The following is a 19,349-nucleotide window of genomic DNA, read 5'->3' on the forward strand; positions in this document are numbered from 1 at the left end:
TTCCACCACCTCCCCCGCCCCCTGCACCGCGTCGAGGTAGCCGCCAACCACGTCACCCAACTCCTCGTCCCCGTCCTGCTGTTCACCCCACAGCCCATCGCGACGGCCGCAGCGTCCCTGATGATCGCGACCCAGCTGTGGCTGGTCCTGTCCGGCAACTTCTCCTGGCTGAACTGGATCACCATCGTGCTGGCTCTGTCCGCGATCCGTTTCCCGCACACACCACCGCCCGTACCCGACCCACCCGTCTGGTACGAGGTCGTGGTCTTCACGGTCGCGGCCCTGCTGCTCTGGCTCAGCCACCGCCCGGTCCGCAACATGATCTCCCGCCGCCAGATCATGAACCGCTCCTTCGACCCGCTCCATCTGGTCAATTCCTACGGCGCGTTCGGCACCGTCAGCCGCATCCGCTACGAGGTGGTGGTCGAGGGCACGGCGGACGACGTACCCCGCGCGGACTCCGGCTGGCGGGAGTACGAGTTCAGGGGCAAGCCGGGCGATCCGCGGCGCTGGCCACGCCAGTTCGCGCCGTACCATCTGCGGCTGGACTGGATGATGTGGTTCGCGGCCCTCTCCCCCGGCTACGCCGACCCGTGGTTCGGCGCCCTGGTGGAACGCCTCCTGGAGAACGACCGCGACACGCTACGACTGTTGCGCCGCTCCCCGTTCCCGCCCGACGCGCCCCCGCGCTACGTCCGGGCCCGTCTCTTCCGCTACCGCTACACGAGCTGGCGGGAGTTGCGGGAGACGGGCGCGTGCTGGGAGCGGACGTTCGTGCGGGAGTATCTGCCGCCGACGCGGTTGGCGGCAGAGAGTCAGAGGCCGTAGACGCGGGTGGCGGTGCCCCCGAAGACCTCGGCACGCTCATCCGCACTGAGGTCGTCCGTCAACTCACCTGCCGCATCCGCGACTTGGCCGTACGTCGCCGCCAGCGTGCACACCGGCCAGTCCGAGCCGAACATCAGGCGGCTCGGGCCGAAGGCGTCGAGGGCGGTGTCCGCATAGGGGTGCAGGTCGTCCGTGCTCCAGGTCTTCCAGTCGGCCTCCGTGACCAGGCCGGACAGTTTGCCGTACGTGTTGGGGAGCGCGGCGAGGGAGCGGAGGGAGGTCGCCCAGGGTTCCAGTTGTCCCGCGGCGACGGGTGGTTTGCCCAAGTGGTCGAGGACGAAGGTGAGTTGGGGCAGGAAGGCGGCCACCTCCACGGCGGCCGGGAACTGGTGGGGCAGGACCAGCAGGTCGTAGACGAGTCCCGCGTCGGCGACGGCGGTGAGGCCCCGGCGGACGTCCGGGCGCAGCAGCCAGTTCGGGTCGGGCTCGCCCTGTACCTGATGGCGGATGCCCTTGAGGTAGTGGCCGCCGGGGAGTTCGCGCAGGCGGGCGAGTTCGTCGGTGATGTCCGGGCGGGTGAGGTCGGTCCAGCCGACGACTCCGGCGATCAGGTCGTGTGCGTCGGCGATGGCCAGGAACTCGGGGGTCTCCTCGGCGACGGTGATCGTCTGGACCAGGACCGTACGGTACACGCCGGCTGCCCGTGCCTCGGGTTCGAGGTCGGTGACGGTGAAGTCCCGGCGCAGGGGCTGGAGTTCGGGGCCCGTGATCCAGTCCTGGTCGCGGACCGAGAGGTCCCAGACGTGGTGGTGGGCGTCGACCGTCATGGCAGCTCCCATACGACGGGCAGGCCGGCGTCGGCGCCCTGGCCGGAGTAGTCGTGCACCACGGAGAGGAGCTGGGCCATGCGGGCCTGCCAGGCCACGTTCACCGGGAGCTGGTCCAACTCGGCGAGCAGGCGAGCGTAGTCGTCGCACTCCAGGACGTGGAAGAGGTCGGTGCCGCTGCGCCAGATCGTCCAGGAGGTGGCACCGGCGGCGCGGATCGCGGCGGTGAGTTCCTTGGGGACGTCGAGGTGGGCGCTCTCGTACTCGGCGATGCGGTCGGGGCGGACCTTGGTGTGCAGGGCGACTCTCATGACGGCTCCTCGGACGGTTGCTCGGCGAGAGCGAGGTCCAGGTCGGGAACTGGAGCGTCGGCGGACAGCAGGCCCGTGTCCCGGAGTTCCTGCCAGAACGCGGCGGGCACGGCAACGGCGAACTGCTCTGCGCAGTCCCGCACTTCGGCCTCCGACCGGGCCCCGACCAGGACGCTCGCCACGGCCGGGTGGGCCGCGCAGAAGGCCAGGGCGGCCGCGCGCAAGGTGATGCCGTGACGCTCGGCCGCGTCCTTCATGCGCAGGGCGCGGTCGAGCAACTCCCCCGGTGCCTGGGCGTAGTTGTACGTCGCATCCGGCTTCGGGTCCGCCAGCAGACCGGAGTTGAAGGCACCGCCGACGACCACCGACTTGCCGCGTGCGACGGCGGCCGGAAGCAGTCCGGCGAGGGCGCTCTGGTCGAGCAGCGTGTAGCGGCCCGCGCACAACACGACGTCCACGTCCGTGTCCTGGACGAACCGGGTGAGCAGCCCGGCCTGGTTCATGCCCGCGCCGATCGCGCCGACGACGCCCTCCGCGCGGAGCTTCTCCAGGGCCGGATAGCCCTCGCGGAATGCCTGTTCGGCGTGGTCGTCGGGGTCGTGGAGGTAGACGATGTCGACGTGGTCGAGGCCGAGCCGTTCCAGGCTGGCGTCCAGGGTGCGGCGTATCCCGTCGGCGCTGAAGTCCCAGACGCGCCGCTGGGTGGCGGGCACGGCGAAGCCGTTGGCGAGGTCGTCGCCGGTCGCCGTCTGCACGGGTTCCAGGCGTCGGCCGACCTTCGTGGAGATCGCGTACTCCGCGCGCGGGCGGTCGCGCAGCGCGGCTCCGAGACGGCGCTCGGAGAGGCCGATGCCGTAGTGGGGCGCGGTGTCGAAGTAGCGAATCCCTTGCTGCCAGGCCGTGTTGACGGCCCGGTGTGCCTGGTCGTCGTCGACCTCGGTGTACAGGTTGGCGATCGCGGCGCCGCCGAAGCCCAGCCCGCTGACCTCGACCCCGCTCTCCCCGAGGGCCCTCACTGGCCCACCGGCCGCAGCCGCAGGCCCCGCATGCCGCCGTCCACGGCGAGTGACGTGCCGGTGGTGGCGCCGGACAGCGGGCTCGCCAAGTAGGCGATGGCGCCCGCGACTTCGGCCGCCGAGACGAGGCGGCCGGAGGGCTGGCGGGCTGCCAGGGCGGCGCGTTCGGCGGCCGGGTCGGGGGCCGAGTCGAGGAGGCGGCCGACCCAAGGGGTGTCCGCCGTACCGGGGTTGACGCAGTTGACGCGGACGCCCTCGCGGAGGTGGTCGGCGGCCATGGCGAGGGTGAGGGAGTACACGGCGCCCTTCGTGGCGCTGTACAGGGCGCGTTGAGGCAGTCCCGCCGTGGCCGCGATGGAGCAGGTGTTGACGATCGCCGCGTGGGACGACTCGCGCAGGTGCGGGAGCGCGGCCCGGGCGACGCGGACCATGCCGAGGACGTTCACGTCGAAGACGCGGTGCCATTCCTCGTCGTCGTTGTCCTCGACGGTGCCCTGGGCGCCGATGCCCGCGTTGTTGACCACCACGTCGAGTCCGCCGAGGTCGGCGACGGCGGAGGCCACGGCCTGTCGCACGGAGGTGTCGTCGGTGACGTCGGCGCGGTAGCCGAGCAGCGGCTTCTCGACGCCGGACGGGTCGAGGTCGAGCACCGCGACCGACGCGCCGCGTTCGGCGAGGAGTTCGGCGGTGGCCCGGCCGATGCCGGAGGCGCCGCCGGTGACCAGGGCCTTGAGGCCCTCGAAGTCGGTCATGCCGCGTGTCCCTTCTGGCGGTCGAGGTCGGCGGCCCAGAAGGTGCCGCCGGGGAACGTGTAGTGCGCGATGGACTCGGGCCGCATGGTGGCCGAGAAACCGGGTGCGGTGGGTGCCATGTAGTGACCTTCGCGGATCACCACCGGATCGAGGAAGTGGTCGTGCAGATGATCGACGTACTCGATGACGCGGTCGTCGGTGGTGCCGGAGACGGCGAGGTAGTCGAACATCGAGAGGTGCTGCACGAGTTCGCACAGTCCGACGCCACCCGCGTGCGGGCAGACGGGGACGCCGAACTTGGCGGCGAGCAGCAGGATCGCGAGGTTCTCGTTGACTCCGCCGACGCGGGCCGCGTCTATCTGGAGGATGTCGAGGGCGCCGGCCTGGAGCAACTGCTTGAAGACGATGCGGTTCTGGACATGCTCACCGGTGGCGACCTTCACCGGGGCGACGGCCGCGCGGATCGTGGCGTGGCCCAACACGTCGTCGGGGCTGGTGGGTTCCTCGATCCAGTACGGGTCGAACTCGGCGAGGGCCTTGGTCCAGCGGATCGCCTCGGCCACGTCCCAGCGCTGGTTGGCGTCGATCGCCATCCGGATGTCGGGCCCGACCACCGAACGGGCCACCCTGCAACGGCGGATGTCGTCGTCGAGGTCGGCGCCGACCTTCAGCTTGATCTGCCGGAAGCCGTCGGCGACGGCCTGCGCCGCGAGCCGGGTGAGCTTCTCGTCGTCGTAGCCGAGCCACCCGGCGGAGGTGGTGTAGGCGGGGAAGCCGCGCTCCAGCAGGATGTTCCTGCGGCCGTCCGCGCCCGCCCTGCCGCGGCGCAGGATGTCGAGGGCCTCGTCCGGGGTGAGCGCGTCCGTGATGTACCTGAAGTCGATCTGGCTGACGAGCCATTCGGGGTCGGCGTCGGCGAGGAGCTGCCACAGGGGTTTGCCGGCGCGCTTGGCGGTGAGGTCCCAGGCCGCGTTGATCACGGCGCCGATCGCCATGTGCATCACGCCCTTCTCGGGCCCCAGCCAGCGGAGTTGGCTGTCGCCGATCAGCTCGCGGTTCAACGACCCCGGATCCGCGCACAGTTCGTCGACCGACCGGCCGATCACATGGTGGCGCAGCGCGTCGATCGCGGCGACCTGGACATCGTTGCCCCGCCCGATGGTGAAGGAGAATCCGTGCCCCTCGTGCCCGTCGGCCGCGTCGGTGCGCAGCACGACGTACGCGGCCGAGTAGTCGGGGTCCGGGTTCATCGCGTCGGAGCCGTCGAGCTCGCGCGAGGTGGGGAAACGGATGTCGTAGGTTTCGACCGCGGTCACGCGGGCGAGGGGGCCGGGGGTCGGGGACACGGAAGGCCTTTCGGTCGGGTACAGGGATCCGGTGCCGTGCGGGTGCCGGAGGCCGGTTGGGGTCAGTCCTGGGCGCGGCCCGTGGTGACACGGGCGATCATGAGGGCGACCAGGATGATCCCGCCGTAGATGGCCTGGATCCAGAAGGACGGGACCTGGGCGAGGGTGAGGAGGTTCTGGACAACTCCGAGGAGGAGTACGCCAGTCAGAGCGCCGAACATGGTGCCCTTGCCGCCGTCGAGGCTGATGCCGCCGATGACCGCGGCCGCCATCACGGTGAAGATCATGTTGTTGCCCTGGTTGGCGCTGATCGCGCCCACGTAGCCGGTCTGCATGATGCCGCCCACCGAGGCGAGGACGCCGGCGACGACGGAGACCCCGAGGAGCATCCGGTCGACGCGGATGCCGGCCGCGCGGGCCGCCTCCTGGTTGCCGCCGATCGCGTACAGGGCCCGGCCGACGCGGTGGTACTTGAGCACGAACCCGGCGATCGCGAAGCAGACCGCGGCCAGCCACACCGACATCGGGACGTTCAGGAAGGTGCTGGTGGCCAGGGTGAAGAAGGAGTCGGGCATGCCGAACAGCGTCTTGCCCTTGGTCGCGCCGACCAGCAGGCCGCGCAGGACGATCAGCATGGCGAGGGTGACGATGAAGGCGTTGAGCTTGAACTTCACCACGAGGATGCCGTTGAAGGCGCCGATGATCCCGCCGACCACGAGGATCGCGACGAGGGCGAGCGGGGCCGACCATTCCGTGCCCCAGCCGGACTCCGCCGACGGCAGGACCAGCAGGGCGCCGATGGCGGGCGCGATGCCGACCACCGATTCCAGGGACAGGTCGATCTTGCCGGTGATGAGGATCAGCGACTCGGCGAGGACCACCATCGCGAGCGCGGCGGAGGCGCCCAGGATGGAGATCAGGTTCCGTTCGGTGAGGAACGAGTCGTTGACGATCGCACCGAGCACCATGAGCACCAACAGGGCCGGTACGAGGGCGAGTTCACGGGCCCGGCGGAGCAGGACCGTGCGGGCCGAGCCCGCCCCGGCGGCGCGTGGGGCGGCGAGCGGCGGGGCCGCCTTGGTGTCAGCCATGGTCCACTCCTTCGATGGAGGCGATCAGCTCGTGGTCGCGCCAGCCCGCCGGGTGCTCGGCGACGACACGGCCGTGGAAGAGGACGAGGACGCGGTCGCAGCGCCGCAGGTCGTCGAGTTCGTCGGAGACGACGAGCACGGCGGTGCCGTCGTCGCGGGCGCTGTCCATGCGGGCGAGCAGTGACTCCTTGGACTTCACGTCGACGCCCGCGGTGGGGTTGATGAGGACCAGCAGCCTGGGGTCGGAGGCGAGCGCGCGGGCCATGACGACCTTCTGCGCGTTGCCGCCGGACAGGTCGGAGACGGGCTGTTCGGGGCCCTCTGTGTGGATGTCGAGCCGGTCGATCAGCTCGGTGGCGAACACGCGCTTGCGCTCGGCGCCGACGAACCCGAAGCGGCCGAGCCGGTCCAGGACCGTCATCGTGGCGTTGTCCCCGATGGACATGCCGAAGACCAGCCCCTGCCCGTGCCTGTCGCGCGGCACACAGCCGACACCGGCCTTCAGAGCCGCCTGCACATCCCCGAACGGCAGCTTCTCGCCGTCGAGTTGAGCGGTCCCGCCAGTCGGCGTGTACAGGCCGGTGAAGGACTCGGCCAGTTCGACCTTGCCGCTGCCGCTTGATCCGGCGAGTCCGACGACCTCGCCCCGGCGGACGGTGAGGTCGACGTTCTCGTACGACTCGGAGGTGAGCCCTCGCGCGTCGAGGAGGACGGGCGCCTCGGTGTCCAACTCCCTGAGCTGGACCTCCAGTTCGGCGATCGACTCCCCCGCCATGGCCTCCACCAGCGCCCGGCGTGGGAGGTCGGCGACCGGTGCGGTGGTGATCCAGCGGGCGTCGCGCAGCACGGTGACGGTCTGGCACACCTCGTACACCTCCTGGAGGTGGTGCGAGATGAACAGGAAGGTGACACCGGACTCTTGGAGCGCCCGCATGCGGGTGAAGAGCCGCTCGATCTCCCGGGTGTCGAGCTGCGCGGTCGGTTCGTCGAGGACGATGAACCGGGCGCCGAAGCTCAACGCCCGGGCGATCTCCACCATTTGGCGGTCCTCGACCTTGAGGTCGGCGGTGCGCGCCTCGGGGTCGACGTGCACGTCCCAGGTGTCGAGGAGTTCGGCGGCCTCGGTGCGCAGCCGGCGCCAGCTGATGATTCCGCTCCGGGACTGCGGCTGCCGGTTGATGAAAAGGTTCTCGGCGACCGTCAACTCGGGCACGACCGTGGGCTTTTGATAGACGCAGGCCACCTTGGCGCGCCAGGCGTCGCGGTCGGTGAGCGCGGGCGCGGGCTCGCCGTCGAAGCGGACCGTGCCCTCGTCGGGGACCTGGAGTCCGGTGAGGACGGTGACGAGGGTGGACTTGCCGGCGCCGTTGCGGCCGACGAGGGCGTGGGACTCGCCCGGCAGTACGGTCAGTCGGCCGTCGGCGAGGGCGACGGTGGGGCCGTACCGCTTGACGATTCCCGTCGCCTCCACCAGCGGAGTGGTCACTGGAGTGCTCATTTGACCGTGTTGCCCCAGAGCTTGGCGTCGTCGACGTTGTCCTTGGTGACCAGGGGCGCGGGCAGCTGGTCCTCAAGGATGCCGCTGGGCAGCTTGACGATCGTGGAGTCGTGGTCGGTGGGGCCGGGCTTGAAGGTCTTCCCCGCCATCGCGGCCTTGATGTAGTACATGCCGTACTTGGCGTAGGCGTCGGCCGGTTGGGAGACGGTGGCGTCGATCTCGCCCTTGCGGATCGCGTCGAACTCCTGCGGAATGCCGTCGTTCGAGACGATCGTGATGTGCCCGGCCTGGCCCGCCTTCTTCAACAGGCCTTTGGACTTGAGGGTTTGGAGGGTGGGCGCGAGGTAGACGCCGCCCGCCTGCATGTAGATGCCCTTGATGTCGGGGTTGGCGTTGAGGAGGGTATCGAGCTTGGAGGCCGCGGTGTCGGACTCCCACTTGGCGGGGATCTCCAGGACCTTCAGCTTCGGGTACTTCTCCTTCACGCAGGCCCTGAACGCCTCCGACCGGTCACGGCCGTTGACGGACGCGAGGTCGCCCATGATCTGCACGACCTTGCCGCTGGCGATGTGGGCCCCGAGGTATTCGCAGGCCTTCTCGCCGTACGCGACGTTGTCGGCGCGCACGACCATCGCGACCTTGCCCTTGTCGGGCGCCACGTCGACGGCGACGACCGGTACGCCCTTGCGCTCGGCCTGGTCGAGGCCGGCTTCGATGGCGGCGCTGTCCAGCGGGGCGACGACCAGGCCCTTGACGCCCTGGTTCAGCTCGTTGTTGATGTCGGTGATCTGCTGCGAGGGGTCGCTGTTGGAGTTGACCGTCTTCAGTGCCTGGACACCTTCGGACTTGGCCATCTTCGGCACGTAGTCGTTGTACGACTGCCAGAACGGCGAGGTCAGCAGGGGCAGGATCACCCCGACCTTGCCCGTGCCGCCCCCGCCGGCGCTGGACGCGCCGGTGTCCTTGGTGCTGCCGCATGCCGTGAGCGCGAGGGTTCCGCACGCGGCCGCAGCCGTCGCACGCACCGCCCACGAGGAGAAACGCCTGCCTTGTCGTCCGTTGCGCACTGTGCTGCCGGCCATCTGTCGGGCTCCTCATCGAGCGTGTTCGAGCAGTTGCCGGAATATTTATCAGACCACTTCGGGGCTACAACACCCTCAGGAGCCAAATTTTCGCGGTTTCTAGCCGTAGTGGTCCGACCACATCCGTGGCTAGACTGCGCGGACCGGCGACAGGAGGAGTGGCGTGGACGAGACCCTGCCGAGTGAGACGGAACCGGGGGCCGCTCCGCCGAAGGGCACGGTGACGCAGCGCGCCATCGACTCGATCAAGGCGTTGATCGGCGAGGGCCGTTTGGAGCCGGGTCAGCGGCTGCCCACCGAGCGCGATCTCGCGGCCCAACTGGGCATCTCCCGCAGCTCGATGCGTGAGGCGATCCGCGCGCTCACGGTGCTGGGCGTGCTGGAGGCACGGCACGGTTCGGGCATCTACGTCACGCAGTTGGAGGCCGGCGACCTGCTGGAGACCTTCGGTGTCGTCGCCGATCTCTCGCGGGGCCCGGGTCTGGTGGAACTCCTCGAAGTCCGCCGCATTCTGGAGTCGACGGCGACCGCCCTGGCCGCGGCCCGTATCACCCCGGACCAGCTGGCCGAGGTCGAGAAACACCTCACGGCGATGAACGCCACCGACGACCCGGAGGAGATCCTCGCCCACGATCTCGCCTTCCACCGCGAGATCGCGGCCGCCGCCGGCAACGACACCATGGCCGCGATCCTGGAGGGCCTGTCGTCCCGGACGTTCCGGGCCCGGGTCTGGCGCGGCTATCAGGAGGAGGGCGCCTTCGCCCGCACCCGCCGCGAACACGCAGCGATCCACCGGGCGTTGGTGGCCCGCGATCCGGAGGCGGCCCGCGCGGCGGCGGCCTCACACGTGGGCGAGGTGGAGGAGTGGCTGCGGGCGCAGCTCGCTCCCTAGAAGCAGGGGTTCAGGCGCCCTGGCATCCGGGCCGTGCATGTCGTCACGGGCCCACGGGGAACGGCGGACAGGGGCAGCCACTCTGTACTGGACGCTCTGTCGCCACCCGTGCAGGGAGACCCGCCGGAGGAGGACTGAGCCCCGAAGGGGCGAGTCCTCCAGGGGCGCGGGGCCGCACCGAGATGCGGCTCCGCCGCGCGGGCGCGACCAGCCCCCACGCACCCGCAGCAAACGACCGAGAGCATCCGCCCTGACCCACTCCTCAAACGCCGGAGGCAGGCAGCGGCGGTTCCCCCCGCCGCCCCTGGACCTCCGCCCATCCGCGCAGTTCGCTGGTGCCCACCTCGTCGATCGCCCGGTGCAGGGCGGCCCGCGCTTCCGCGTCGCGCTCGCCCTGCGGGAGCAGCAGGTAGTGGTCGATCGCCCGCCGCAGGCCCTCCCGCGCCTGTGCGGCCAGGACCCAGCGCGAGCCCGGGCTGAACAGCTGGCGCATGCCGGTGAAGAAGACGGCGCTGCCCGCGATCAGGGCGGTGAGCCAGGCAGGCGCGTGCAGTCCCGCCGCCACGACCGTCGCGGACGTGGCGGCGAGAGCGCCGAGTTCCGTCGTGTAGTGCAGCCACCTGGCTCGGTCGCACGCCCCCGCGTAGAACTCCAACTCCTGCCGGGCAAGCCCCAGGAGAGGATCGGGTTGGGAGGCCCAGGCCTGGCCGACGGCCGTTCTTCGTCTCATCGCCACATCATCGGGCGATCACGGCCGCCGGCGAAAGGCGTTCCGGCTCAGGACCGCCGAAGCCGCAGTGTCACCAGCTCGAACGGGCGCAGCCGCAGGTGGAGTTGATCGCCCTCGCGGGTCACCTTCTCGGCCTCGGCCGACGGCCGCTCCAGCAGGTCTACGGCCTCCACGGCGTCGAACGCGAAGCCCACCGTCAGTGTCGCCCTGGCCCGTCCTCCGTGCGCCTCGTGGAACCGCACCACGACGTCACCGCTCCCGTCGTCGGCGAGTTTCACCGCCGTGACGACGACCGCGTCCCGGTCGACGCTGACCAGCGGGGCGACCTCCTGCCCGCCCTCGACTCGCCGCTCCGGCAGGTTGATCCGCCACCCTTCGCGGACGGCGTCGCCGATGCCCGCGCCGGGCACCAGTGCGTGCCGGAAGCGGTGGACGCCCTGGTCGGTCTCGGGGTCCGGGAAGCGCGGGGCGCGGAGGAGGGAGACGCGGACCGTGGTGGTCGTAGCGTTGTCGCCGTCACTGCGGACCGTACGGGTCACATCGTGGCCGTACGTCGAGTCGTTGACGACGGCGACGCCCCAGCCGGGTTCCTCCATGTGCACGAAGCGGTGGTTGCAGGCCTCGAACTTGGCCGCTTCCCATGAGGTGTTGGTGTGCGTGGGCCGGTGGAAGTGCCCGAACTGGGTCTCGGACGCGTACCGTTCGGCGTGCACATCCAGCGGGAACGCGAGCTTGAGGAACTTCTCGGTCTCGTGCCAGTCGACCTCGGTGTCGATGAGCAGCCGCCGCTCCCCGGGGGCCAGGGACAGGAGTTGGGTGACCTTGGACGCGCCGAAGGACCGTACGATCCGCACGGCGTTCCCGTCGGCCACGACCTCGTCCGCGTCCGTGAGGTCTGTGACCGTGTTGCGGTAGAACTCGTCGACGTCCCAGGCGTCCCACATGTTCGGGAAATCCGGGTGGAGTTGGAGCAGGTTGGCGGCCCGGCCGGGGGCGATCGTCTCGCGGTCGGCCTCGATGTCGTAGGCGGAGACGACGAGTCCCCGGCCGTCGATCTCGATGCGGAGGAGGCCGTTCTCCAGTACGTGTCCGCCGCCGACCCGGGTCGCGAGTGCCGACTCGCCGTGGACGGCCGGGGTTCGGGCGCCGCCGGCGGGGACGCCTTCGCGGCTGTGCGGCGCCGAGTTGAAGAGGAGAGGGGTCGTGCCCTCGCCCGCCAGCGCGCGCTGGGCCGCGTCGATGACGGCGTTGAGTTCCGCGGCGATCCGCTCGTAGGTCCGGCGGGCCTCGCGGTGCACCCAGGCGATGGACGAGCCGGGCAGGATGTCGTGGAACTGGTGCAGCAGCACCGTCTTCCAGATCCGGTCCAAGTCCTCGTACGGGTACGGGAATCCGGCCCGCACCGCAGCCGTGGCCGCCCACAACTCCGCCTCGCGCAGAAGGTGTTCGCTGCGGCGGTTGCCCTGCTTGGTCTTGGCCTGGCTGGTGAGGGTGGCGCGGTGGAGTTCGAGGTACAACTCGCCGACCCAGACCGGGGGTTCGGGGTACTCGGCCTCGGCCTTCTCGAAGAACTCCTTCGGCGTCTCCCAGGCCACGGTCGCCGAGCCTTCGAGGTCGCGCAGACGGGCCGCCTTCGCGACCATCTCTCGCGTCGTGCCGCCGCCTCCGTCGCCCCAGCCGGTGGGCGCGAGGGAGTGCCGGGCCACACCCTTGTCCTTGAAGTTGCGTGCCGCGTGGGCGATCTCGCGGCCCTGCATGGAGCAGTTGTAGGTGTCGACGGGCGGGAAGTGGGTGAAGATCCGGGTGCCGTCGATGCCCTCCCAACGGAAGGTGTGGTGCGGGAACTTGTTGGTCTGGGACCAGGAGATCTTCTGCGTCAGCAGCCACTTGGAACCGGCCGCCTTGATGATCTGCGGCAGTCCGGCGGCGAAGCCGAAGGTGTCGGGCAGCCAGGCCTCCTCGTTCTCGATGCCGAACTCGTCGAGGAAGAACCGCTTCCCGTGCACGAACTGACGGGCCATCGCCTCCGAGCCAGGCATGTTGGTGTCCGACTCCACCCACATGCCACCGGCGGGCACGAACCGCCCGTCCGCCACCGCCTTCTTGACCCGGGCCCACACCTCGGGCCGGTGCTCCTTCACCCAGGCCCACTGCTGGGCCTGCGACATGGCGAAGATGAAGTCCGGCTCGTCCTCAAGGAGGGCCGTCATGTTGGACGTTGTGCGCGCCACCTTGCGGACCGTCTCGCGCAGCGGCCACAGCCACGCCGAGTCGATGTGCGCGTGCCCGATCGCACTGATGCGGTGCGCGGACGGGACAGCGGGCGTGGACAGGACGGCCGCGAGCTGTGAACGGGCGCGCTCCGCCGTCCCGTTGACGTCCTGGAGGTCGACGGCGTCCAGCGCCTTCTCGATCGCCCGCAGCAGGTCCCAGCGGCGGGCCGAATCCACCGGCAGCTCGGCCATCAGCTCGCCGACGACCTCCAGGTCGAGGACGAGGTTCCACACGTTCTCGTCGAGGACCGCGAGATCCATGCGGGTCAGCGTGTACTGGGGCTCACTCCCGGCCGTCTCCTTGTCGCCCAACTGCGTTGGCAGGAAGGGGTGGTAGTCGAGGACGACGGGGTTCGAGGCGGCCTCGATGTGCAGCCGCACCTCCTCGCCGCCGGCGACGGGCGCGCCGATCCTGACCCACTGGTTGCGCGGGTTGAGGCCCTTCACCGGGGTGCCGTCGGGCCGGTAGACGAGGCCCTCGCACTGGAACCCGGGCATGTTCTCGTCGAAGCCGAGGTCGAGCAGCGCCTCGACGGTCTTGCCGGCCCACTCCTGGGGGACGGTCCCAGTGACGCGGAACCAGCTGGTGCCCCAGGGAGCACCCCACCGGGCACCCACCTCGATCGGTTCGGGTGTGCCCCCGAGCCCTTCGGCCACGGACACCGGCTCGTCGGGCGCGTGCCAGACGGCCACTTCCAGCGGCACGGACTCGGGGTACACGGCGGGACGGATGCGCTCTTCGAGGACACGCTTGAGGCGGGCTTCGACCAGGCTGCGGTCGTCATGCATGTGGGGTGCTCCGTAGCTCGGTTGCGGGTGGGGTCACGGGTGTTGCCAGTCGGGTGTCACCAGGTGTGCGCGACGGTCACGGGGGCCGACGCTGTGTAGAGCTCCCCTGCCGCGCGCGGTTCGAACCACGCCTGCCGCTCACCCTGTTCGGCGTGCAGGACGGTGCGTCTGGTGGGGCGTCCGGGGTTCACGAACTGGTGCCTCCTTGTGGGGCGGGGAGTACCTGGTCGGGAGTGACGACTTCGGTGATGCCGCGCGCGGCGAGGTGGTCCTTGTCGTCCGCGCGTACGTCCAGGACGGTCGCCGGGCGGGCTCCGTCGGCGACGAGCCGGAAGTAGGCGTCGAAGACCGGCCCGCCGGGACCGCAGACCGAGCGGACCGACGGATCGGCGGGCACGACGAGTGCCGTGGTGCGGAGGGCGGGTTCGTACGTGGGCTCGCGGGCCGCCTCGGCCAACACCAGCGCGATGTCCTTGGGTTGGCGGTCGTTGGTCAACAGGCCCAGCCCGTATTCGAGTTCGGGGAAGTCCGCGAGATCGCGGGACACGTCGTGCGAGCACCACCAGGTGATGCCCCAGAGGTCGGGGCAGTCAAGGGCGTTGGCGATGGTCGCCGAGGCGAAGTCGGCCGCGTGCTCGGCGGGCACGAGCGGCTGGGGCGCGCCGACCTCCTGGAGCCAGACGGGGCGATGCGGTTCGTCGGCCCAGGCCTTGCTCAGCTCGATCAGGTACGCGGCGTGGTGCTCGGAGGGGACCGAACTGCGGCCGTGGCGTTGGGCGGTGCCGTTGAAGACCCAGGAGTGCACGGCCGTCATCGCACCGCGCCGGGCAGCCTGGGCCGGGGTGAACGGCATGTCGTCCTGGTACCAGGTCGCGTCGTACTCGGCATGCAGATGCGGCTTGCCGGGCGCACCCTCCGCACAGGCCGCGAGCATCCGCGCCAGCCAGCCGTCGATCTGGTCCTCCGTCGCCCGGTCGGGGTCCGGATGCGGGCCCGCCGAGAACTGGTTGACCTCGTTGCCGAGGGTCATGCCGATGAAGTTCGGCCGGTTGGCGAGGGCGGCGGCGAGCGTGCGCAGATAGGTGGCCTGGCCGTCGAGGACGTCCGGGTCGGTGAAGAGGTTGCGCCGGTGCCAGGTCCGGGTCCACGCGGGCAGGTAGTCGAAACTGCTCAAGTGCCCTTGCAGACCGTCGACGTTGACGTCGAGCCCGCGTTCACCAGCCGCGTCGACGAGCTGAACCAGCTGCTCTACGGCCCTGGTTCGGATCAGGGTCCGGTTGGGCTGGAAGTACGGCCACAGCGGGAAGACGCGGATGTGGTCGAGGCCCAGCTCGGCGATCGAGTCGAGGTCGGCGCGTACGGAGTCGAGGTCGAAGTCGAGCCAGTGGTGGAACCATCCCTGGCTGGGCGTGTAGTTGACGCCGAAGCGCACGGCAGAAGACATCGGGATCCTGGTTCTGTAGTGCGTACGTGGGGGAAGTCGGCGCGTAGGTCTCAGCCTTTGACGGCGCCCTCGCCGACGCCCCGGAAGAAGTACCGCTGGAGGCAGGCGAAGAGGGCGATCAGCGGTGCCACGGCGATGACCGTGCCGGCGGCCACGAGGCGTTCGTCGTTGGCGAAGGTGCCGTGCAGGTAGTTGAGGCCGATGGTGAGCGTGAATTTGGACGGGTCGCTGAGCACGATGAGCGGCCACAGGAAGTCGTCCCAGGCGCCCATGAAGGCGAAGATCGCGACGACCGCGATGGTGCCCTTCACGGACGGCAGTGCGATCCGCAGGAACCGCTGCCACACGTTGGCGCCGTCGACGAAGGCCGCTTCCTCGATCTCGTACGGCAGGTTGAGGAAGGCGTTGCGCATCAGCAGGACGTTCATCGCGCCGATGCAGCCCGGGAGGACCACGCCGATCAGGGTGTTGTTGAGGCCCAGCTCTCGCATGGTGGTGAACTGGGCGATGATGATGCCCTCCACCGGCACGAGCATCGCGAGGATGAAGACGAGGGTGGCCACGCGGCGGCCCCGGTAGCGCAGCCGGGCCAGGGCGTAGCCGGCGAGCGCCGAACCGACGCAGTTCGTCACGACGTTGGCGGTGGCGACCTTCAGCGAGTTGAAGGCGTAGTCCCAGACGGGGATGGTGTCGGCGACCCGCTTGTAGTTGTGCAGGGTGGGGTGTTCGGGCAGGAAGGTCGGCGGTGAGCTGTAGATGTCCTCGGTCGGGCCCTTGAGCGAGGTGGACAGCTGCCATACGAAGGGGCCGACGGTGATGGCGAGGACGACGAGCAACAGCGCGTAGCGCAGGGCGAGTTCCCAGACGCGGATGCGGCGGCCGTGCTCGTCGGTGATACGGGGTTCGCGAACTGCCGTCTCCTGGACGGGCCTTGTGCGCTCGATGACGCTCAAGCGTCCTCCTTCCGGTCGGCCCGCAGCACGAGCAGCATCAGGGCGACGGTGACGACGAAGACGACGACCGAGAGCGCGGAGGCATAGCCGACGCGGCCGGTCAGGCCGGTGCCGGTGCGCTGGACGAGCATCACGAGGGTGGTGTCCTCACCGGCCGGTCCGCCGCTCGGGCCCGCCATCAGGTACACCTCGGAGAACACCTTGAAGGCGGCGACCGAGGACAACGCGCCCACCAGCACCATCGTGGAACGGACGGCGGGCACGGTCACCGTGAAGAAGCGGCGCACCGCGCCCGCGCCGTCCACCGAGGCGGCCTCGTGCAGTTCGCGCGGCACACTGGCGAGCGCGGCCAGGTAAATGATCATGTAGTAGCCGAGGCCCTTCCAGACCGTGACGGCCATGGCGCTCAGCAGGAGCAGCCACTGGTCGCTGAGGAACCCGACCTTGCCGACGCCGATCGTCTCCAACAGCGAGTTGACCAGGCCGCGTTCGTCGAGCAGCCACACCCAGATCAGTCCGACGACCACGATCGAGGCGACGACGGGCGTGTAGAAGGCGGACCGGAAGAAGGTGATGCCGGGGATGTTCTTCTGCACCAACAGGGCCAGCAGCAGCGGGAGTACGACGAGTGCGGGGACCACCCCGACGATGTACAGGGTGCTGTTGCGCAGGCCGGTCCAGAACATGTCGTCGTGCCACAGCTCGCGGAAGTTGGCGAAGCCCACGAAGTGGCCCGGGATCAGGGTGCGCCGGTCCGTGAAGGAGTTGATCACGGTGGAGGCGAAGGGGTACAGCACGAAGGCGCCGACGACGAGCAGCCCGGGGGCGGCGAACAGCCAGGGACTGGTGGGCAGTTGGCGCCGCACGCGGGACACGTCGGCCATGGGGACGTTCAGCCTTCCTGCTGGAGCAGCGTGTCGCACTGCTTGACAGCGTTGTCGAGAGCCGTCCTGGGGCTCTCCTTGCCCTGCAGCGCCTTGGCGGCCTCGTTGCGCAGCGCGGTCTTCATCTGCTCGCTGAACAGCACCGGCGTGTAATTGACCGCGTTCTTCAGGGACTTGGCGGCGGCGATCCGTACCCGGGTCTCGTCGGTGCCGTCCTCCTTGGTGAAGTACGGGTCGTCGAGGGAACCGGCGGTGCTCGGGAAGATGGCGACCTTCTTGGCGAACGACATCTGCTGCTGGGCGTCGGTGACGTAGTGCGCGAAGGCCACGGACGCGGGCGTGTGCTTGGTCTTGGAGTTGACCATCACGCCCATCACGTACATGTTGACGTGCCTGGTGCTGGTGATCTGGTCGGTGATGCCGATGTTCTTGTACAGGGTGGGCGCCTGCTTCTTGAAGTTGTCGAGGTCCAGGGCACTGCCCGGGTTCATCGCGACGGCGCCGGTGAGGAACTTCTTGCCGGACGACTCGGGAGTGGCGGTGAGTGCCTGCGAGTCGAGGGCCTTCGCGTCGTACAACTCCTTGTACTTGGTGAGGAGTTCGATGCCCTTCGCGTCGTTGAAGGCGAAGGCGGTGCCCTCCTTGTTCATGAGCTCGACGCCGTAGCGGCCGAAGTCCTCGACGGTGGGGACGTTGGCGAGGGTGGCGACCTTGCCGTCGGTCTTCTTCGCCAACTGGAGGGCCTGGGCGAAGAGTTCGTCGTACGTCTTCGGCGGCTGGTCGGGGTCGAGTCCGGCCTGCTTGAAGAGGGACTTGTTGTAGAAGAGCGGGCCGGTGTTGAGGTACCAGGGGAACGCGTAGGTCCCGGTCATGCCCGGTATCTGGTGGCTGGCCCAAGCACCCGGCAGGTACTCGCTCTTGTACTTCGCGGCCGCCTTGTCGAGATCGAGTGCGAGGCCCGCCTTGGCGAGCGGGGCGACCAGGTCCGGGGAGACGTTGACGACGTCGGGCAGGGTGCCGCCCGCGGCGTCCGCGCTGATCTTGTCGGCGTAGCCCTCGGCGGGCTGGTCGATCCACTTCACGTGGGTGCCGGGGTACTTCTTCTCGAAGCCGGAGATCACGCCCTCGAAGTACGACTTGAAGTTGGCGCGGAGGTTCCACGTCTGGAAGGTGATGTCGCCCTCGACCTTGCCCGAGGCGTCGGTCGATCCGCCGTCGTCTCCCCCGGAACCGCAGGCGCTCAGCGGCATGAGGACGACGGCGGCGGCAGCTGCGGCGAAGGCTCTGCGGGAGATGCGCACGGCGAGTGGCTCCTTTGCAGTGGGGGTTGGCCAATCGTGCCGGGGCAGACCTTGCACGCTGTTCACCGGGCCCGTCAATGGATTCCGCTCAGCTAAATTCATTAGTTGGCGGGCATCCGACCAACTGCACTGGTCAGCGAGGTGCGTTCGCATTCTTGCGGTGGATCACTAATGCGCTTTAGGGTGTGCGGACTCAAGCGCATTAGTGCGCGGCACCGGTGGAATGGAGAGCACGCTTGTCAGGCAAGCGGTCGCCCGCGCGTCGGCCGACGATGAAGGACATCGCGCAGCGCGCCGGCGTGTCCGAGAGCGCGGTCTCCTTCGCGCTCAACGGCCGGCCCGGCGTCTCCGAGATCACCCGCGACCGGGTGCGCCGGGTCGCGGAGCAGCTGGGCTGGCGGCCCAGCACGGCGGCACGGGCGCTGTCCGGGGAGGGCGCGGCGACGGTCGGTTTCGTCCTCGCCCGGCCCGCGGACACCCTCGGCGTCGACTCCTTCTTCCTCCAACTCGTCTCCGGTATCCAGGAAGTGCTGGCCGAACGCCATCTCGGTCTGCTCTTCCAGATGGCCGAGGACGTCGACGACGAGTGCGCGGTCTACCGGCGCTGGTGGGCCGAACACCGGGTGGACGGCGTCCTGGTGGCCGATCCGCGCACCGCCGACCCACGGCCCGACCTCCTCGACGAACTGGGCCTGCCCGCCGTGGTGATCGGCGGCGCACCCGACGAACGGCATCCCGGTCTGTCGACGGTGTGGGCGGACGACGCGGGCGCGATGGCCTCTGTCGTCGACGAGTTGTCCGCGCGCGGCCATCGGCGGATCGTGCACATCGCCGGTCTGCCGGGCCTCGCGCACACCGAGCGCCGCATCCGCGCCCTGCGCGCCGAGGCCGCCCGCCGCGGGCTCACCGAGGTGCACTCGGTGACCACCGACTACTCGGACGCGGCGGGCGCCGCCGTCACCCGTCGGGTGCTCGAAGTCGCCGCTCCCCCAACGGCGTTGATCTACGACAACGACGTGATGGCCGTCGCCGGAGTGGCCGCCGCGACCGAACTCGGCTTCTCCGTACCGGCGGACGTGTCGGTGGTCGCCTGGGAGGACTCCGCGCTGTGCCGCATGGTCCGGCCGTGGCTGTCCGCGCTGTCCCGGGACAGTGTGGAGTTCGGCCGTACGGCGGCCCGGGAGTTGACCGCTCTGCTGGACGGCGGTCCGGCGCGCACGGTGCGGGTGCCGGTGCCGCGGCTCATCGAGCGGGACAGCACGGGGACGGCGCGGGCGTGAGCGTGCCGTAACTCCCGGTTCGCGGCCGAATCGCCGGACACCGCCCGGTACT

Annotated in this window: 18 protein-coding genes; 3 read left to right on the top strand and 15 right to left on the bottom strand. The window is 69.8% G+C overall.

What is annotated here, in order from left to right:
• The coding region (locus tag AC31A1_RS17030; RefSeq protein ID WP_489654128.1) for a lipase maturation factor family protein at positions 1 to 828 on the top strand (828 nt) is incomplete at its 5' end.
• Here AC31A1_RS17030 and AC31A1_RS17035 read toward each other — a convergent pair.
• The 8 genes from AC31A1_RS17035 to AC31A1_RS17070 all read right to left on the bottom strand — a co-directional run bounded on the left by AC31A1_RS17035 (position 816) and on the right by AC31A1_RS17070 (position 8,751).
• Positions 816 to 1,655: an amidohydrolase family protein gene (locus AC31A1_RS17035; protein WP_489654129.1), complete on the bottom strand. Its 840-nt coding sequence runs from the start codon at positions 1,653 to 1,655 to the stop codon at positions 816 to 818. The genes AC31A1_RS17030 and AC31A1_RS17035 overlap by 13 nt on opposite strands.
• Positions 1,652 to 1,966: an L-rhamnose mutarotase gene (locus AC31A1_RS17040; RefSeq protein ID WP_489654130.1), complete on the bottom strand. Its 315-nt coding sequence runs from the start codon at positions 1,964 to 1,966 to the stop codon at positions 1,652 to 1,654. The genes AC31A1_RS17035 and AC31A1_RS17040 overlap by 4 nt, the downstream gene beginning before the upstream one ends.
• Positions 1,963 to 2,982, bottom strand: a complete 1,020-nt coding sequence (locus tag AC31A1_RS17045) for an aldo/keto reductase (RefSeq protein WP_489654131.1) — start codon at positions 2,980 to 2,982, stop codon at positions 1,963 to 1,965. The genes AC31A1_RS17040 and AC31A1_RS17045 overlap by 4 nt, the downstream gene beginning before the upstream one ends.
• Positions 2,979 to 3,734, bottom strand: a complete 756-nt coding sequence (locus tag AC31A1_RS17050) for an SDR family NAD(P)-dependent oxidoreductase (protein WP_489654132.1) — start codon at positions 3,732 to 3,734, stop codon at positions 2,979 to 2,981. Before AC31A1_RS17050 ends, AC31A1_RS17045 begins: the two co-directional genes overlap by 4 nt.
• Entirely contained in the window at positions 3,731 to 5,080 is a 1,350-nt protein-coding gene (locus tag AC31A1_RS17055) for an L-fuconate dehydratase (RefSeq protein ID WP_489654133.1), read from the bottom strand. The genes AC31A1_RS17050 and AC31A1_RS17055 overlap by 4 nt, the downstream gene beginning before the upstream one ends.
• Before the next feature lie 62 nt (positions 5,081 to 5,142).
• Positions 5,143 to 6,171 carry an ABC transporter permease gene (locus AC31A1_RS17060; protein ID WP_489654134.1) on the bottom strand — a complete coding sequence of 343 codons (1,029 nt, stop codon included), beginning with the start codon at positions 6,169 to 6,171 and terminating at the stop codon, positions 5,143 to 5,145.
• Positions 6,164 to 7,669 carry a sugar ABC transporter ATP-binding protein gene (locus AC31A1_RS17065; protein ID WP_489654135.1) on the bottom strand — a complete coding sequence of 502 codons (1,506 nt, stop codon included), beginning with the start codon at positions 7,667 to 7,669 and terminating at the stop codon, positions 6,164 to 6,166. The genes AC31A1_RS17060 and AC31A1_RS17065 overlap by 8 nt, the downstream gene beginning before the upstream one ends.
• A complete protein-coding gene (locus AC31A1_RS17070; protein WP_489654136.1) occupies positions 7,666 to 8,751 on the bottom strand; it encodes a sugar ABC transporter substrate-binding protein in 1,086 nt (361 codons plus the stop codon). Before AC31A1_RS17070 ends, AC31A1_RS17065 begins: the two co-directional genes overlap by 4 nt.
• A 163-nt stretch (positions 8,752 to 8,914) precedes the next feature.
• Between AC31A1_RS17070 and AC31A1_RS17075 the strand changes: the two genes are divergently transcribed.
• The gene (locus tag AC31A1_RS17075; RefSeq protein WP_393756073.1) at positions 8,915 to 9,643 is read left to right on the top strand and encodes a FadR/GntR family transcriptional regulator; all 729 of its coding nucleotides are present in this window, start codon (positions 8,915 to 8,917) and stop codon (positions 9,641 to 9,643) included.
• A gap of 262 nt (positions 9,644 to 9,905) precedes the next feature.
• Here the strand turns inward: AC31A1_RS17075 and AC31A1_RS17080 are convergent, their stop codons facing one another.
• Genes AC31A1_RS17080 through AC31A1_RS17110 form a run of 7 tightly spaced genes read right to left on the bottom strand, consistent with a single transcriptional unit; the run spans position 9,906 to position 18,017 of the window.
• Positions 9,906 to 10,373 (bottom strand): DUF4231 domain-containing protein, encoded by a 468-nt coding sequence (locus AC31A1_RS17080; protein WP_489654137.1) that lies wholly within the window; start codon positions 10,371 to 10,373, stop codon positions 9,906 to 9,908.
• 47 nt (positions 10,374 to 10,420) lie between these two features.
• A complete protein-coding gene (locus AC31A1_RS17085; RefSeq protein WP_489654138.1) occupies positions 10,421 to 13,435 on the bottom strand; it encodes an alpha-mannosidase in 3,015 nt (1,004 codons plus the stop codon).
• A gap of 56 nt (positions 13,436 to 13,491) precedes the next feature.
• On the bottom strand, positions 13,492 to 13,626 hold the full coding sequence (locus AC31A1_RS17090) for a hypothetical protein (protein WP_489654139.1): 135 nt from the start codon (positions 13,624 to 13,626) through the stop codon (positions 13,492 to 13,494).
• A complete protein-coding gene (locus tag AC31A1_RS17095; RefSeq protein WP_489654140.1) occupies positions 13,623 to 14,879 on the bottom strand; it encodes a glycoside hydrolase 5 family protein in 1,257 nt (418 codons plus the stop codon). Before AC31A1_RS17095 ends, AC31A1_RS17090 begins: the two co-directional genes overlap by 4 nt.
• A 50-nt stretch (positions 14,880 to 14,929) precedes the next feature.
• Complete coding sequence (locus AC31A1_RS17100; protein ID WP_489654141.1) at positions 14,930 to 15,832, bottom strand: carbohydrate ABC transporter permease; 903 nt, start codon at positions 15,830 to 15,832, stop codon at positions 14,930 to 14,932.
• A complete protein-coding gene (locus AC31A1_RS17105) occupies positions 15,829 to 16,716 on the bottom strand; it encodes a carbohydrate ABC transporter permease (RefSeq protein ID WP_399003673.1) in 888 nt (295 codons plus the stop codon). The genes AC31A1_RS17100 and AC31A1_RS17105 overlap by 4 nt, the downstream gene beginning before the upstream one ends.
• An 8-nt stretch (positions 16,717 to 16,724) precedes the next feature.
• On the bottom strand, positions 16,725 to 18,017 hold the full coding sequence (locus AC31A1_RS17110; RefSeq protein WP_489654142.1) for an ABC transporter substrate-binding protein: 1,293 nt from the start codon (positions 18,015 to 18,017) through the stop codon (positions 16,725 to 16,727).
• A gap of 272 nt (positions 18,018 to 18,289) precedes the next feature.
• Here AC31A1_RS17110 and AC31A1_RS17115 point away from each other — a divergent pair, with 272 nt between their 5' ends.
• Positions 18,290 to 19,297: a LacI family DNA-binding transcriptional regulator gene (locus AC31A1_RS17115; RefSeq protein WP_393756688.1), complete on the top strand. Its 1,008-nt coding sequence runs from the start codon at positions 18,290 to 18,292 to the stop codon at positions 19,295 to 19,297.
• The last annotated feature ends 52 nt before the right edge of the window (positions 19,298 to 19,349 follow it).

The sequence above is a fragment of the Streptomyces sp. P5F9 genome (genome assembly GCF_057961495.1).